General features: G+C 45.2%; 8 protein-coding genes and 1 pseudogene. 3 read left to right on the forward strand and 6 right to left on the reverse strand.

Going from position 1 to position 17,442, the window contains the following annotated elements:
* The 5 genes and pseudogenes from AB4Z29_RS29260 to AB4Z29_RS29280 all read right to left on the reverse strand — a co-directional run.
* Positions 1-634: pseudogene (locus AB4Z29_RS29260) on the reverse strand (ABC transporter substrate-binding protein); the annotation flags it as partial.
* Between the two features lie 76 nt (positions 635-710).
* Positions 711-1,580 carry a carbohydrate ABC transporter permease gene (locus AB4Z29_RS29265; protein ID WP_441946485.1) on the reverse strand — a complete coding sequence of 290 codons (870 nt, stop codon included), beginning with the start codon at positions 1,578-1,580 and terminating at the stop codon, positions 711-713.
* 2 nt (positions 1,581-1,582) lie between these two features.
* Entirely contained in the window at positions 1,583-2,488 is a 906-nt protein-coding gene (locus AB4Z29_RS29270) for an ABC transporter permease (RefSeq protein WP_441946486.1), read from the reverse strand.
* 149 nt (positions 2,489-2,637) lie between these two features.
* On the reverse strand, positions 2,638-4,221 hold the full coding sequence (locus tag AB4Z29_RS29275) for a response regulator (RefSeq protein WP_441946487.1): 1,584 nt from the start codon (positions 4,219-4,221) through the stop codon (positions 2,638-2,640).
* Positions 4,222-4,257: 36 nt separating this feature from the next.
* Entirely contained in the window at positions 4,258-6,075 is a 1,818-nt protein-coding gene (locus AB4Z29_RS29280; RefSeq protein ID WP_441946520.1) for a sensor histidine kinase, read from the reverse strand.
* A gap of 405 nt (positions 6,076-6,480) precedes the next feature.
* Between AB4Z29_RS29280 and AB4Z29_RS29285 the strand changes: the two genes are divergently transcribed.
* From AB4Z29_RS29285 to AB4Z29_RS29295, 3 genes are read left to right on the forward strand one after another with little or no spacing between them, the layout of a single operon-like run.
* Complete coding sequence (locus tag AB4Z29_RS29285; protein ID WP_441946488.1) at positions 6,481-7,335, forward strand: ABC transporter ATP-binding protein; 855 nt, start codon at positions 6,481-6,483, stop codon at positions 7,333-7,335.
* Positions 7,328-7,981 (forward strand): ABC-2 transporter permease, encoded by a 654-nt coding sequence (locus tag AB4Z29_RS29290; protein ID WP_441946489.1) that lies wholly within the window; start codon positions 7,328-7,330, stop codon positions 7,979-7,981. The genes AB4Z29_RS29285 and AB4Z29_RS29290 overlap by 8 nt, the downstream gene beginning before the upstream one ends.
* A complete protein-coding gene (locus AB4Z29_RS29295) occupies positions 7,981-8,346 on the forward strand; it encodes a GntR family transcriptional regulator (protein WP_441946490.1) in 366 nt (121 codons plus the stop codon). The genes AB4Z29_RS29290 and AB4Z29_RS29295 overlap by 1 nt, the downstream gene beginning before the upstream one ends.
* Positions 8,347-8,694: 348 nt before the next feature.
* Here AB4Z29_RS29295 and AB4Z29_RS29300 read toward each other — a convergent pair whose 3' ends face one another.
* Complete coding sequence (locus AB4Z29_RS29300) at positions 8,695-16,938, reverse strand: immunoglobulin-like domain-containing protein (protein ID WP_441946491.1); 8,244 nt, start codon at positions 16,936-16,938, stop codon at positions 8,695-8,697.
* Between the last annotated feature and the right edge of the window lie 504 nt (positions 16,939-17,442).

Here is a 17,442-nt window from a genome sequence, read left to right on the forward strand (position 1 = left end):
TCCAGTACTTTAACATATTCGTCTTGCGTAGTCGGTCCAGTACTTTAACATATTCGTCTTGCGTAGTCGGCATCTGCAGGTTCAATTTGTCCAGCCAGTCCTGACGGATCATGCCTGCGTACCTTCCGTAATCCACCGAACCCGGAATGTAGTAGATGTGCCCTTGGCCGGTCGGGTCATTCGCCTTGACAACATCCCACATTTCCGCTGGAATCGCTTCCCATACGTTCGGCGCATACTCTGGCAGCAATTCCGTCAGATCCGCGATTGCTCCGTTTTTGGCCAGGCTGTCTTCAATGCCTTGCTGGGGGGTGAACATGTCTGGCATTTCATTGGCTGCGATTTTTAAGTTCAGCTGATTCAGGTAGTTGGTCCCTCCGTTCCATTCCACATAGGGATGAATGACGCCGACACCCAGCTTTTCCTTGTAGAATTCATACAATGGGCTGCCTTTGGTTATCGGTTTGTAGCCAATATTCGTACCCCATACTTCGACATCGACCACTCCGTCTACGCTGCCTGCTTGGTTCTGATTCGCGTTTTTAGATTGGTTTGCATTTCCGCTGCAGCCCGTTAAGGCCGTGGCTGCTAAGATGACTGCAGCTAGTAACAGCGCCGTTTTTTTTGAAATCATAGAATGTCCTCCGTGTCGTCATGCTGATTTAGTCGTCATGTTGATTTACAACATACATGTAATTGGATTGCACGCATTAGCCTTTTACAGAACCAATCATAGCCCCTTTGACGAAATACTTCTGCAAGAAAGGGTATACCATAATAATCGGGACGATGGCAAAAATAACGGTCGCAGCTCTTAACGTCCGCTCATTATAGTTCTGATCGATCATAGAAGTAACACCTGCCAAGATGACGTTATCGTCTGTAATAAACTGCCGGATTTTAATTTGCAGCGGGAACCAGTCTGGGTTCTGCAAGAAGAAGAGCGGATGCTGGAACTGATTCCACAGCACAACGCCATAGAACAGCGCCAATGTTGCAAGCACGGCCTTGGACAGCGGCAGCACCATCTGAAACAGCATTCGGAAATACCCACAACCTTCAAGGAAGGCTGCTTCCTCCAACTCCTTGGAAAACTGCTTGAAGAACGTTCTCATGATGATTAGATTAAATGGATTCAGGATATGCGGGATGATAAGTACTAATGGATTGTCATAAAGCCCTATAGCGCGTACTGTCAGAAAGTAAGGAACGATAGGCGCTTTGAAAATCATGGCAACGACAACACCAATCATGATTACAGATCCCCATCGGAATTCCGGCTTCGAAAGCGGGTACGCAAGCAGCGCAGTCATTAGAAGAGCCAATGCCGTTCCGATTAACGTAGTAATCAAGGTCAGAAAAAACGATTTCCACAAATCGGGACGATCAATGATATAACCCCACGAATCTAAAGTAAACTGCTTGGGCCATAAGGTAACCAGATTCATATCCACGGCGCTCTTTGAACTGAAAGAGGTTGCGATTACGGACAGGAGCGGTACCAATGCGATTATGGAGAACAAGATAAGGACTACTGTTATGCCAAATACGAATATTTTCTCTCTTCTCGCTTCAAACATGTCTACCAAAGCCCCCCATCCGAAACTTTCTTCGACATTCTATTAAAGATATACACCATGACAAGTCCGATAATCGACTGGAACAATCCGACAGCCGTAGCGAAGCTGTACTGTGCTTGCTGAATGCCTGTCCGGAATACATACGTATCTAATATATCTCCTACGCTATAGGTCATAGGGGTAATTAAATTGTAAACCTGATCGAATCCAAGATCCAGGAAGTTTCCGATTTCAAGAAGGAACAGGACTAGGACAGTTGGCAACAGCAGCGGGAAAGTAATGTGTCGCATCTGCCTGAACTTAGATGCTCCGTCCATCATCGCCGACTCATACAGCTGTGGATCGATAGCACTGATCGCGGCAATATATACCACGGTTCCCCAGCCGGCATCTCGCCAAATGGAGGATAAAACGTAAATCGGCCTAAAATAACCGCTTTCCTGCATCGCCAGCAGCGGCTCGTTACCAAGCCATCCCAATACGATGTTAAACAATCCGTTTAATGAAAAGAAATCGAACACGATTCCGGAAACGATAACCCAAGACAAAAAGTGCGGGATGTACAATGCGGTTTGAATCCCTTTCTTGAGCGCTGTTTTTCGGATTTCGTTAATCATCAGAGCGAGCAGCACGGGCACTGGAAACACCAAGGCCAGCTTGAGAAACCCAAGCATCAGCGTGTTACCGAACACGCGGGCAAAGTCGGGATGCTGCATCAATGTCTCAAAGTGCTTCATCCCTACCCATGGACTATCGATGATTCCTTTGAATACTGAATAGTCTTTGAAGGCGATTACAGCTCCGGCCAGCGGAATGTATTTAAATACAATGAGGAACGCGATCCCCGGAATGGCCATTACATAAAGCGGCCAGTAAATCTTCAATCGAAGATTTGCAAATGCTTTCAAATTTATCCCCCCACTATCTAGTTGTTGTATTCGCTTACAGGGATACTATACAACCTCGGATAACGTGGCTCAATTAGGCATTTTTAAGGATAAACAAGGTCATTTTTAAGAAAAGCAAAACCACTCCTTCATGGAGTGGTCTGATCAAATTATTCAATAAGCGAATTTTTGCGATATTCCCTTGGTTTGCTACCAGTTAGCTTTTCGAACACACGCGCAAAGTGCTGTGTATCCGAGTAGCCCACCATCTGGCATATTTCATATACTTTGAAATCCGACTTTTCAAGAAGCTCCTTCGCTTTACCAATGCGAATCTGCGTCAAAAAATTCACATAGGTCTCTCCCGTCTTTTGCTTGAAAAACTGGCTTAAATAATAGGGGCTGATAAAAAAACGAGCGGACAAATCCGCAAGAGTAATCGGTTCGTTATAGTGTGCTTTCACGTACTCTTTGACCTCTGCAATGATGTCCTTTTTTTTAGGAATATTGTGCTCCAGCTTGAACTGAATGATTCTTCTTATGACCTCAGTCATCCATTCCTCCAGAAACTCCATCGTTCGAAATTTGGACATGCCCTCCAACGATAATATATGGCGGCCTAAGAAATCATTCTGCTGAAGCTGTTGAAACGACATTTTTCGAATGCTCGCTAACAGGATGTTCAGGCACTGAAGCTGGATATCCTTGGGGTTCATGCTGGACTCGGCTTCCATCATCCGAAAAATTTCGCGTATGATGCCTAAGCACTCCTTCTCGTTCACATTGTCTAGAGCCGCTTCCAGCTTGGCAATCATCTCTTCCGAAACAGGTTGACTCCGTCCAGATTGATTTGTGATCTCGGGATACTCGATGACTGCATTCGCTCCTTTGACCACTTTATAGCTTAATGCATATCGGGCTTCCTCAAAGGATTGACTAATTCCAGCAGCCCTTTTCTGCACCGTTCCGATACCGACGGTCATGGTCCATTCCGTTTGCAGATACACTTCCTCCTTTAACCGATGCATCGAACGAACCAAATCCGCGTATCCGATCGGACTTCCTTGTGACACCACCATCGCAATTTGGGTTGCGGAGTATCGAAACCGATGTACGGCTCGAAATTGGCCCAGTGCCTGATCGACTAAGGCGTACACCAGTTGAAGGCCAGATTCCTTCAATGCATCATTATTGCTATCGAATTCCAATATAATGCAAGCAAACCATGATCCCTCGGTCTGGAATTGAGCAATCTCAAGCGATTCTTCCATCAGATCAATATTATCGCTACCCATATCAAGAATATCCCTAAGGGCACGCTCTTGCATTCGGCTATGGATATTCTGTTTCAGATCGTCTACTTCCCGCGACTTAGCTTTTTCGTCTCGAATCGCCTCCATGGCTTGGTAAACGCAAGCCTGGAGCTCCTCTTCTTCTACCGGTTTATTGATATAGGACAGAACACCTAAATTCAAGCCTCTCCGAGCATACTCAAATTCAGTATATCCGCTTAATAGGATGAATTTCGACTGGCTGCCTTTCTCTTTTAACCTATTAATCATCTCGAGTCCGTCTGCTTGCGGCATTCGAATATCCGTAATCACGATATCCGGTTTCAATTTGTGAATGATTTTAACTCCTTCCAAGCCATTGTACGCAGCGCCTACAACCGTGCATTCCGGAATATATCGGTTTATGATGAATTTGATCCCTTCCACGATGACTTTCTCGTCATCCACTAGAACGATCTTCAATCCAATGCCCCCTCTTTTTTCGTTTCTCATACAGGCCTATCGCTTTGGAATTAATAGTTCGACCGTAGTGCCATGACCTAATCTGCTTTGTATCGACAGATAGTACCGGTCTCCATATTGGATTTTTATACGTTCAGCGATGTTTTTAAGGCCAATTCCATTATTCTCAGTCGAATCCGTTTGTTCGAGTTTATATTTATCCGTTTCTGCGTCCTCCAGCAATGCACGCAATTTCTCTTGCTTCTGCAATGAAAAGCCGCCTCCGTCATCGGTCACACGGATAAGGATATCCCCATCTTCCGTCCATTTTCCCTCCAATTCGATATTCAAGGGATGGCTATAATCCTTAAAGCCATGGTTGATGCTGTTTTCAACAATAGGCTGGAAAATTAACGGTATGATGCTGCAATGCAGCATCTCTTCGGGAATTCTGGTATGGAGTCTAAACATGTCTTCAAACCGGATGTTTTGAAGCTTTAAATAGTTGATGGTATATTCCAATTCATGATTTATCGAATGATGTTTACCTTCTTTATTTAAGGCTAACCGAAACATACGCGACAAGATCTTAATCATATCTGCCGTTTCCTCGTCGCCCTTTACCATCGTCTTCATTCGAATCGATTCCAACGTGTTATATAACATGTGCGGGTTGATTTGATTCTGCAGCGCGATAAATTTGGCTTGTCGCTGTTTGATTTCCGCAATGTAGACGTCTTTAATCAAGGTGCGAATTGTGATGATCATCTTATTATAGCTATGCACAAGGCTTCCGATTTCATCATTGGCCTGTTCTCTCTCGATAGGCAAATATTGCCCCGCCTCCGCCTGTTTCATGCTTCTGCGCAGCGCTTTAATCGGCCTCGTAATCGTATAGCTCAAGCCTACCGAAATCAGGGTAATAACCAAACAGCTCATCACAATAACCGTCACCGTCACGCCTTTGATTTGATTGATTTTGTGCAGCAGCTTCGAACGGGGGATTTCGGTTTTCACGAACAAATTACCATGCGTAGTGCTTCCCGATAATATAATCTTGTCCTGGCTGCCATCGTCCGTCATATACTGTTCTCCGGATTCAAGTACATGCTGCCAAGATAATCGACCGCTTGCCGCATCGGAATGATAGACGATTTCTCCTTTGCTATTGCTAATGATTACGCTAATGCCGTATTTGTCGCGAGCCAGAACGAATTCATGATCGAGCCGAAGCAAGGAGAACGGATCCAGGTCCATGAGAAGAATGCCTGCATATGCCCCGTCGTAATTGAATAATACTCTTCCTACCGTCACCATAGCTCCGGCTGCTTTATCTTCATAATAAGAGCGATCATGCAGCCCGGATATGAAAAACGTATCATCAGAACTCCGGATCTGCTTGTACCAATCGCGAGTTAACAAGATTTGCTCATTCACTCTGCTTGCCGTGGTCGAATATTGATAGACGCTGTTTTCGCGACTGATGAGCATGACGGAGCCGATCTCCGGTTTAAGCAGCGCCACCCGCATTAAAAGGCGTTGGACTGCGACTTTTTGAATGATCAACTCGTCAATGGGCATATTCCCCTCTTCACCAATGCTGTTAATCAAATCGTTGTCTACTAGAACCGACTTTGTAACTGTGTCGTACTCTTGTATGAATTCGCTCAGAGTCGTCCTGATTTGCGACGTGTACAATGAGGCAAACTCCTCAGAGGAATCCTCAAGCCCTTCTGCCGATTCATGAAATATGATGGCGCTTACACATAGCAAAGGGACAACGCAAGCGAGCAAATATCCCATTAATAATTTGTATTGGAACCTCATGTTTTTAATCGACGATAATGCTCTTTGTATCCAGCTTTTACGCTCCATATACAAGTCCTTTCATCCTGACTAGTTATCCTTGTATTCGTTTACACGGAAGTATACTTTAAGATATTTTAGTTTTCTACGGGGGATTTAAAGTTTTTACATAGTCATTTTAATGAATGTTTGTGAACATTGTACCATTTCAAATGTCTTCAAGACTATTGGGATAGCCCACCAGCCTTATCCAAACTGTATTTTCCAAGCCTCTTCAGCACCTTGTCTGGCTAACCATTCGTCAGCAACCAGATTGTAATTGAAGGGAAGCACAGTCTCCTCAAGCTTAATAACCACTCTCCATGCAGTGACGGGCTAAAACCATTCGTTAGTAAATTTGTCTTGACATACAAGTTCCTATGGCGATATATTGTGCATATACAACATACACAATTTGTAGGTGGAGGGAACGATATGCTGGCATTTGATATAAAAAAGCTAAATAAAAAATATGAGCACTTTCAGTTAAAAGACGTATCTTTTCAACTGGAAAAAGGCTATATTATGGGATTTATCGGAGCCAATGGCGCGGGTAAAACAACCACCATTAAAGCCATTTTGAACCTCGTTCGTATGGATAGCGGCGAAATCTGTATTTTGGGCAAAAATATGGCCGAGCACGAAATCGAATTGAAACAAGAAATTGGCTCCGCATTTGGAGACATCAATTTTTATACCCGCAGTACAATCAAAACGTTAACGAACGTGATCAAAACGTTTTATCGCAATTGGGATGATGACACCTATTACAAATATTTGAAAAAGTTCAGCTTGATCGAAGATAAAAAAATAGCCGAATTATCAACCGGGATGAAAGTCAAATACAGCCTGAGCCTTGCTTTGTCACACGGCGCAAAACTTCTTATTCTGGATGAACCAACAAGCGGACTTGATCCGGCGGCCCGAGACAATCTGCTAGATATTTTCCAAGAGCTGGTACAAGACGGTGAAATCAGCATCCTTTTTTCAACCCATATCACATCCGACTTGGAAAAATGCGCCGATTATATTACCTATATCCATAACGGGCAAATTATCAACAGTGCTGAGAAAGAGGAGTTTGTTGATACGTATCGCTTGTTGAATGGTAAAAGAGAGCAACTGGACATGATTAAGGACCGATTGATTTCCTACAAAATAAATTCTTTCGGCTTCACAGGGCTCATTCACACCAAAGACTTTGATCCGTCTTCATCTATTAAATCATCCCTTCCTAATATTGAGGAGATTATGATTTATTTCTCGAGGAAGGAGGATACGTATGTATAACTTATTGATCAAAGAATTAAAGCTAGGCATAAGTCCCTTCTTCTATGTATTGCCCTTTTTGACAGGCGCCTTAATGTTGATTCCGGGATGGCTTTATTTCCTTGTTACCCTATACTTTTGTTTTCTTACAATACCGAATTTGTTCGGAGGTTACAAAAGCCAGAACGATTTAATGTTTACGAGCATGCTGCCTGTCAAGAAAACGGATATGGTAAAAGCAAAGATATCCTTTATTGTCATTCTGGAATTGTTGCATATCGTTACCGCCGTTATATATGGACTGATTAGCATTCGTTTATATCCAAATATGACCTACTATTTCTTTGCGCCATCTTTAGGTTTTTGGGGATTATCGTTCGTCATGCTGGCGATTTTCAATATCATCTTTATACCTATCTATTACAAGACGGCTTATAAATACGGCGCAGCATCGGTTGCGTCTATCACAGCAGCTATCTTGTTTGCCGGGGGCGCAGAGTGGCTTGGCATACAGAACTCGTTCGTAAATGATCTGTTCAAGGGAGCCGGTGCTGAAAGTTTACCCATACAAATGATTCTCTTGCTCTCTGGCATTGCAATCTTTGCAATATTTACGATAATCGCTTATTATATTGCCAACAAACGATTTGAGAAAGTGGAAATGTAATGAACATTGCAATTTCGAATACCTCCGAGAAACCCATTTATCAACAGCTATTCGAACAAATCAGCGCTCAAATTCTCAAGGGCGAGCTGGAAAACGGATATATTTTGCCCCCTATACGACAAGCAGCCACGGAGCTTCGTGTCAGTATCATTACCGTCAAAAAAGCTTGGGAAGAGCTCGAACGATGCGGTTTAATTTACACGGTTACCGGCAAAGGCTGTTTTGTCACCGATCTCTCGCCCGATGAAATGCTTCAAAAACGCAATGAAATGATCCTGAAGCAGATGGTGATTGACGCTTCCTATTACAAATCCTTTGGGCTTGAGATAGAAGAGGTTTTCGAGCTTCTGAAGAACATTTATTGATGGAATATAAATGTGAATCTCGCTCCTTTTTCACGTTAAACGTATGACAAAAAACGCCGCTGCGTAATATGAAGCCCAGTGATGAAAGAGAGTTCTTCACTGGACTTCATTATGCGATGACGTTTTTTTGTTTGAGCACAGAGGAATATTCATATCGTTCCCGTCACTGGAATTCCGGCAGAACTGCCGACTCGAAGTGGCAAAATTTCACTCCACGTTCAGCCTGTCAAACGGCAGTCGTTACAATGGCGCTTCAATGCCTAACCATACATAGGCAAATAAAAAGGATGCCAGCCTTGGCTAATAGCCGCTGACATCCTAACTGATTAAGACTCTACGATCCGCTTTCTACAATTCTGCTGACTGATCTTCTTCGTTCTCATCCAGCTCCAAAATGCGGAGCAGAATTGTAATGACTTCCGCTCTGGTTGCCACTGCATGGAAGTCAAACTTGCCGCCTTCCTTGCCCTGCATAATCCCTTTTGCAGCTACTGCGCCAATTGCACCCTTGGCCCACTCTGGCAGTTTATCGGAATCAGTAAAGATTGCTGCATTGTCCTTTTGTACTTCCAGCTTCAAAGCGCGAGCAATCATAACCGCAAGCTCAGCGCGCGTCAAACCGCTATTTGGACGCAGCGTCCCATCCGAATAGCCGCTTAAAACTCCCGCTTCTACTGCCTGCTCAAGCGCTTCTTTTGACCATGAAGCAATGTCAGCTCCATCTTTAAAGGCTTGCTGCTTCTCATCGCCTTCCACAGTCAAAGCGCGGGTTAACATTACTGCAAATTCCGCACGGGTTACCGCCGCATTTGGCTTGAAGCTCTGATCCTTGTAGCCAACCACAAATCCTTTGGTTACTGCCTTACGAATTGCTGTTTCTGCCCAGTGTCCGGCAATATCCTTCAATTCAATCTGGTTCTCTTCATTTCCGCCGGTGCTGCCTCCATTATTTCCGCCAGCGTTACCACCGTTGTTACCGCCGTTGTTACCGCCGTTGTTATCAGGCGTTGTATCAACTACTGTAATCGTCAGCACCTGCGGCTTGCCTGTGCTAAACTCAAACGTTAGCTGCGCAGTACCTTTTTGCAAATGCGCCAAATAAGCCGTCGTTATCGTGATTTGATCGCTATTCACAACATAATCTGTTCCAGCCTGCAGCAGCGCACTGCCGTTCTTAATGGCTGTCAGTGTATTCCCATTAAGCTCCAGCTTTATTGCAGCTGCTTGCTGATTGCTTGGGTTTAAATCAAATGCAGCAGCAGTTGGGCTGATTTCGCTATCCTGATCGATAACATTGAGACTGTTAAGAAGATCCGTCTTAACTTCACCGTCTGCCAAAATAGTGATAAAGTTGCGAGCCATAGCGATATCGGCAGCCGATCCAGATGCGAGAGCCTTTGAAACGGCAGCCGTTGCCGAAGCCTCAAGCCTTTCATTGTATTCGCCTGCGCTTAGCAAAAATAAATCTGTAAATAAATCTGAATTTTTTAAGTGTCCACTTTCAACTTCATATGTGGCTCTGGTGCCGTCAGATTCATCCGGGCCGTCAGATTCATTGAGCATGATCGATATTCCGATTCTTCCGTTCGCCAGCTCCGATGCAGGATTATGATGAACAGTATTAAACGGAATTTTCAAATCGTAAATCGTCGTTTTCGCATCTTCATCTCTCGTAATCTTTGCCACTATATCCGTTATCGGAGCAGTTGGTGCATTCACGCCAGTAGGACGAGTCCAAGGGTGTATGATAACCTCGTTGTCATTGGTGAGCGTGAATCCCAATTCATTCCGCATCGTACTGTTTGTTGCGGGATTGCGTAAATCAATACCTAACTGCAAGTTGTCCTCTCTCCATATATTTCCGCCGGTCTGTCTATTGAAGTGCTCGTCGTCTGAAACGACAATGTACGCGTATAAATGGCTGTCGTCCCATGTGAAATGCGATCCTACGCTAAGATCTTGCGGACCATCCCATGTTCCCGAAGTTACATAATCTTTGGTGTCCATAACAAACGCCGGGGTTGCGGCAGTCTTTGCCGGATTTTCCGCGCCTGAAGAACTTGCCTTCTCAGCGTAAGCCTCATCAAATTTTGCGGTATACGTGTATGCTTTTCCGTCTTCGAGTTGAAGCTGGAATGTGATTTGACCTGCAACATAATACGGTAAATCTACGGTTACGGATTCGCCTGCCGCAAGCGTGTTAAATGTAACGGGAGTAAAATCTTTAGCATAGGCAGCCGGGGAAACAACTTTCAATGTACCCGGTGCAGAGGCTCTTCCTCCGACATTATACTTAACGTTGAATTGTTGATGATCTCCGTTTTTGGTCAGGTTAAATACAAACGGTTCCGCCATTAAATCCGAGCCGTAAATGCCGTACGGATTGCCAGCTGGTGTACTGTTTCTCATACCGGATGCGTAATAATTGTTGCTTAGTTCTAAAGATGTGCCGCCCTCACGCAGCATGGCATACACATTATTATTCTGGCCGTTCTTGGACGGCTGGAAGTAAGAGGTGTATACATGCGCCTTACCGCCGTGGACATCTATACCCGGATTGTTGCCAGGCAGCTGAGTGAAATTTGCTTGCTGTAAACGAACGATTCCATTATTTACGATCGCTCCCGCTACGGTCGGGCTTCCCCAGAACGCGCTGTTGTACAGAACAAGTTCAGCGTCTTGGTGGATTTTTGCGGTATTAGCAACATCGCCCATTCTGACATACGCTCTATTCGGCTCCGTCGTGATGTTCGTATTAACCAATTCCGAGTTGATCGCGATTATTTTGGTGTGTTCGTCCGCGTCTTCCACATAGAGAGCGTACGTGGTTCCGTCCGAACCGTGACCAATCATCGTCATTTTTCCTGGGTATGCGAATTCGCCGTTCCCTAAGTCTCTTTTCAGGAAGTGTATCCCGTATACCGAACCGAAAACGAAATTGTTGAAAATGGTCTGGTCTTCCACATCGGCGAATTTGAGCGCACTCATGTATCTTTGTACAAATCCGTACAGATCGCCAGTAGGTGCTGAATATCCTTGACCTCCCGGAAGTCTCAACGCGTAATGCGGATTGAATTGCATATTTCTGATAAATCCGCCTTCCGCGCCTCCTCCGACCCAAATACCTGCTCTGAGGAGCGTTCCGCCTAAATAATCGACATAGTGACCGTCGGTACGATATGAAGCCAGGTCTATTCCTTTATCCCCAATCGGGATGGTTAAGTTGATTGCATATACGCCTGCGCCTTGTCCCTGTACCAAAAACGGAGTTTTTAGCGTTTGGTCAGGGTTATTGAGGTTGACGCTAGTTATATTCGTTTGCGTAATGTTAAGCCCTCTGAGACCTGCGTTTGCCTTAAGCTGTATGAGAGAAGCTCCGTTTTCTCCCTGAGCGCCACCGGTGTAAGCTGTAAATATTGCCGTGCCGCCGCCTTGTGTATGGTGCTGTACGTCCCATGTTCCTCTGAGTTCAACACCCTCAGGAACTATGACTGGATTATTCAGTCTATATCTTCCACCCGGCAAATAAATCGTGCCGCCGCCGTGATTATCTTTAATATAGTCAAGAGCTTCCTGCAATTTCACAGAGATATCCACGGTCGGCGCGCTGCCTGTTAACGAGCGCGGGAAGTCAAGTCTAAGCACTGCGCTGGATGTCGGTCTCGGATGTACGTCAATATCGGTTTTTACATCTTTCGGAATCGGTTCAAATAGATAATCAACATCATTAACGATTTGTACCGTGGTGTTATTACCGTCAGCCTTAACGTCAAGCTCAAGGTTATCGATGTGAGCGGTGAGGTTAGCGCTCTCGATGTTAAGGTTATAACCGGAATTTACCGATTTGAATGTTCCGAAGTTTGTTCCGAAATGTGCATGTTTGTCTGCTTGTTTAAAGTTGCTTTGACTAACTAATGCATTGCCTCGACCCAGGAAGTTCAACGCGAAATCGTCATATTCGTCGAACGTGCTATCCTCGAAGGATATAACTCCGCCTCTGGCGTTGCTTACAATTGGACCATTGAATGTAACTCCGTTGAATTGAACAGAAGTGTCAAAACGCTCATTGAAATATACTGCCGTGTCGCCTCCGAATTCCGAGTTCGAGAGAAGCAAACCGAAACCGTTAACGTTGTCAATATATATACCTGTTTGACTGTCTTCGATTTTCAATCCGTAGAACTGTGCATTCGGAGCTTCGTCGCCTCCAGGTTCTCTTCCGATCCACATCCCCGTTTTATACCCGGAAATATTCAATCCAGATACATATTCCCAGTCCGAGCGGTGCATCATGAATCCGGTAGCGTTCGCTCTGGTGTAAGCTCTCGTGTCCGAAAGGGACGGTGCGCCGTCAAGTCCTGAATTCGCCCAGTATTTCGGGTCAATGTTAACGTTCTCGATACGTCCGATGTCTGTACAGGTGTGAACCACGATGCCCTTGTAGAGAGCCGTCATCTTGCTGTTCACAACATAATGCATTTCGCTCGGCAGGGATATGAATCCTCCCCAAGCGTTTACAAGAGTAACGTTATCAAGCGTCACGCTGTTTCCAGTTCTTTGGAAGAACGTCCAAGGATATGGAATTCCTTTTATATCCTCAAATTCCCCTGTTTTCTGACCATCTGCGTTCCTCTTTTCAACAGTGGTTGTAGCATGAATATCCTGATTAGGGTACCATACTGAAAGGTTCGTTACGCCTGTGCCTTGTTCCATGTCTATAAATCTATCGGACACGTTAGCTACTTTTTTGCCGCCTGTCTGATCTTCTCTCTCGTCAGAATCAACATACGTGTCATAATTGGCGGAATTATGTCCGGCATAGACTGCGAGAATAGTACCGTCGATTTTACCATTGTAATCATCCGCATCGGGGTTATCCCATTCACCACGGAGCTGTACGCCTGCCCGCAAATTTAATACTTGCTTATATTCGTAAGTTGTATTGCCGGTCGTGCTTTTAACGCTTATTGTTCCGGTCGTTTCCGTATAGAACGCATAGGTTCCCGCCGGAATATATACTACGCCACCGCCGTCATTATAAGCCGCGTCAATCGCCGCTTGGAAAGCCTCTCTGTTATCGAAATCACCTAAGCCTTCCGCCTCTGCCATCTTTGCTGTTTTCGCACCGAAAGCGAGTACATTAAAGTCGGAGATTGCCCAATCTTTCGCGTCGTATTCCTGTGCGATTGCCGTTCTCACATGTTTTGCGTAATCATATCTATCCGGAACCGTCAATGCAAATGTTTTAGTTCGGGTAACAGGAGCGGCTACAGGACCTCTCTTTATCGTTGCCGTGAGCGTTACATCACCGCCGCCGTCCGGACGGTTTGTCGGTATCACGCCTGCATCGGTAATGAGGGTAGCAGCGGATGTCGTCCATGTAATATCTGTCATATTTTCACCCATTGACGGAAGAACCAAGTTCGTCGTCACATTAGCCTCAGAAGCATTCACGCCTTTGATTAAATTCCATGTCAGTTTATTCAACATATCGTTTACCGCATCCTCGTCTGTTCCGGTACCTGTTCCGCGAACGATTATATTAAATGTTTTAACAACCGGTGTTGCTGTACCTTTGCTTACTGTCGCCGTGAGGGTAACCGCTGTACTCATTTCTTGACGATTCACTGCGCCGGTGTTGCTGTTTATTACCGTGTTATTGTTAGATGTCCACACAATGTTCGTATTTGCTGAACCCATTTTAGCAAGATTCAAATGGGTTTCAACCAGATCCTGTCTTGTATTTGTGCCCTTGATGCCGTCCCAAGTCAGCGCATCCGAAACAAGTTTTACCGCTTCTTCGTCCGTTGGGGGAATTTCGGTTATTCGCATGCTCTGTATGATTTCTCCGGATGTGCCGATTCGGAAATGCGCACCTTGATTCTGTGCTCCTATTGCAAAATTTGCTCCATTAAGCACAACTTTTGAAGTCACCCAAGCGTTGCCGCTTCCTGTCGCCGGAATGCTCGCTGATCTATACGCTTCAAACCCAGAGAAACTGCCGGGATATATGGTGTTATACTGTAACGAAATACCGCCCGCTGCGCTCGGTCTCCAGTAGGTGACTGCTAATTCGACCTTGTTTGCTTGCTTAAGTTTAAGGTCGTCTACAATAACGTACATAAAGTTGCCAACCTTCACAGCGTCTACACCGCTTTGAGTGACTACATCAACTGCGGTACCGCCGTCTCCGATGAGGCTGATACCTATGCCATTGCCTTGAAGTCCTTCAAACGGTCCCGCCGGATCTCCTCCGTCGCTGAATCCGCTTCCAATTGTATCAACTGCATCAAATGTTTCAGGATCATTGAAATCAATGAACACTTCAGCCAGTTCGTTAGTGGTACTCGCTACTGTCAAATTAAAAACCACATTAACAGGTAATGCATTACCTTTGGATATTGTTGCGGTAAGGGTAACAGCTTTATCTTCGTCAGGGTCGCGAGTTACGCTGCCGGTTGCGGTATTTATGATACCAGCCGGCTCAGCCGACCAAGCTATAGCCGTATCATTCGCACCCGTTGCGTTAAGCGCCAACTCCGTTCTTACTTCGGATTGGATCGCATTCGATTTCCTGATCGAGTCCCAGTTCAGCTTCGTTTTCGCGTCCACTATGGCCTGATTGTCGTCAAGATGCTCTACTTTAATTCTTGTATGTGTTCCCGCGAAAGGATATTGCGTATTTTGAGCCGTACGTGCGAAAGTATAATAGGTGTTGCCTGTTGGTTTTGCAAGTGCCGCTTTATAAACGCCAGATTGAAGAGTCCCCGTCGTCCAATCGCCCTCTGCTGGAGTGTTACCAGTAGTGTTTATCGCGAACTGCACAGTCTGGCCGTTTGTCGGCGCTGCTGACGATAACGCAACGGTGTCGGTAGTTTCAACAGCCATGGGAATTGGTTTCGGCGAATCCACGGTATTCTGGAAACGCGGGTTTTTGATATAGATGTCGCCTTGGGGCACTGAAGACCATTGCATTTGCAATCTCGCTGCCTGTACCGTGTCCAAATGAACGGGATTGAAACCATTCGGAGAATTGGCTGCTGATAGTTGCGCATAAACGGTAATCCACTCATTAACCTTTCCATTTTTGATTTCGTTAACATTAAGGTTAAGACGCGAATTGGTATCAAGATTGTTACCGCCGGATGCCATAGCAACCCAGTTATTACCATTTAATTTCAAAAGATCCGCATGAGTAACATACATATCAAAAACAAAATATTGATTCGCATAAGCAGATAAATCCTGATTGCCGCTGCTATTAATAAAGCGGGCATCCCAAAGCCGTTCAACACCGGCGCCTATTTTCCCAGCGCCCAGCTTCACCGCGTTATTTCCGTCCGGCGCAGTTGCGTTGTTCGTCCCCTCTTCTATATTAGGAAAATACGTCGCAGCTAGAGCGTTGACCTCCGCCGGCACGGCTTTCACCGTTACAGTAATCGTTTGTGTAGCACTAGCATTACCCTTGGTTATTGTCGCCGTGAGTACTACGGTCTTGTCTACTTCTCTATTAAATAAACGATTTACGCTTCCGGTGCTGCTTATAGCCTCATTGTCCGAAGACCATGCTACATTAGTAGTTCCTATTGCCGTCGGAAGACTAAGTTGTGATTTTACATCGTTATTCGAAGTATTGCTACCTTTAATCGCACTCCATGTCAGAGACGCCGCCGCCTCATTTACCAATGTTTGTTCGTCAATAGATGTTACAGTCATTCTTGAAGATGCCCCGATGAAGTTGTAAGTGCTGTCTGCTTTCGCGCGCGCGAACACATAGTAAGTGTCTGCTGATGGTAATGTGGCAAATTGATGCGTATAAACATTACCGTTTTGAATTCCATCCACCCAGCCGGATGCGGGAGCGATACCATCTTCGCTTACTGCGAATTCCACAGCTTGCCCGCTAGCCGGTGTGCTCGCAGTAACTGTTTTGGTTGCTACGTCAAGTGCGGGAACCGTTGACGGTGAAACCGGAACGCCTAACGTACTTTTCTGGAAACGCGGGTTTTTTATGAAGACGTCGGTGCTAGGGACACTCGTATCCCATTGCATATGCATGGCCAGTCTCGTTACTTGGTCTAGCCAGGCGTCATTGAAATTCCCGGCTACGGCACTTGACGTCGATAACTTCGTATAAACCGTCGCCCATGTGCCTATCGCTGCATTTGCGACCCCGCTTACATCAAGTTGGAGACGTGAATCGGCGTTAAATTTGTCCGCGGCAGGATTACTGTCGCTTACGATGACGAGCCAGTTATTTCCTTGCATATTTTTAAAGCTGATACTCGGAATATACATCTCAAAAGCGAAATAGCCGTCTTTGTAAGCGGATACATCTCTAAGTGGCGCCACGCTCGGTGTGAAGAGGTTATCCCATGGACCCCCGCCCTTTGAGGTTCCGGTATTTAAACTCCACGCTTTCTGTCCGTCCGGCGCATCGGCGTATGTCGCCGTATTGCCATCTGCACCTGCATTTACGGTCAAAAGAGATACGGCGTCTCCCCATGCCGCGCTGACTGTCGTTAGCGGAGAGGCCAAAGTAAATAGCATCGACGTCACAAGTAAAAATGCTAATAGCCGTCTTTTTATCATTCTCAAATTTCCTCCATATTTAATATTTTTAGGTTTTGAAGATTTCCCTTAAATCTTTAAAAACTTCTTCAATTACATACCAACCTCTAGCGTTGCATAATAGCTGTCTTTACTCACAAAGCTTTCTATGAATTTATGTAGTGCTCTTAAAAATTGATCCTTTACTACCCGCTTTCATCTTGATATGAGCCATTCATGTGTGGCCTGATAACATATTCCCGCTTTTATGCCCGCCGCCGCATCACCTCTACTATTCATTCCATATGTCCTATCTTGTAAAACGCGTCCGTCCACCCATAATCGACCCGAATGTTAGCGTTTTCACAAGTTCAAAAAAATAACAGGATTCAAAGAGCGATAAGCGTACGTGCAAAAACCGTAATCTCACTACTTCTTTTAACCCTGCAATCATTTCCCGGAACACAGTCTGTATATTGGGACTTATCTTATCATACGAGTGTTGCAATAAAGTTCCAATGAGGCAGTCTTATCCTTTACGGGGGC

The sequence above is a fragment of the Paenibacillus sp. 2TAB23 genome (assembly GCF_052115165.1).
Taxonomy (GTDB): domain Bacteria; phylum Bacillota; class Bacilli; order Paenibacillales; family Paenibacillaceae; genus Pristimantibacillus.

What these genes read in the sequence shown, in the direction of transcription:
- AB4Z29_RS29295 (WP_441946490.1), top strand. Translation starts at nt 7,981, where the DNA reads ATGAACATTGCAATTTCGAATACCTCCGAGAAACCCATTTATCAACAG.
- AB4Z29_RS29300 (WP_441946491.1), bottom strand. Translation starts at nt 16,938, where the DNA reads ATGATAAAAAGACGGCTATTAGCATTTTTACTTGTGACGTCGATGCTA.
- AB4Z29_RS29290 (WP_441946489.1), top strand. Translation starts at nt 7,328, where the DNA reads ATGTATAACTTATTGATCAAAGAATTAAAGCTAGGCATAAGTCCCTTC.
- AB4Z29_RS29265 (WP_441946485.1), bottom strand. Translation starts at nt 1,580, where the DNA reads ATGTTTGAAGCGAGAAGAGAGAAAATATTCGTATTTGGCATAACAGTA.
- AB4Z29_RS29280 (WP_441946520.1), bottom strand. Translation starts at nt 6,075, where the DNA reads ATGGAGCGTAAAAGCTGGATACAAAGAGCATTATCGTCGATTAAAAAC.
- AB4Z29_RS29285 (WP_441946488.1), top strand. Translation starts at nt 6,481, where the DNA reads ATGCTGGCATTTGATATAAAAAAGCTAAATAAAAAATATGAGCACTTT.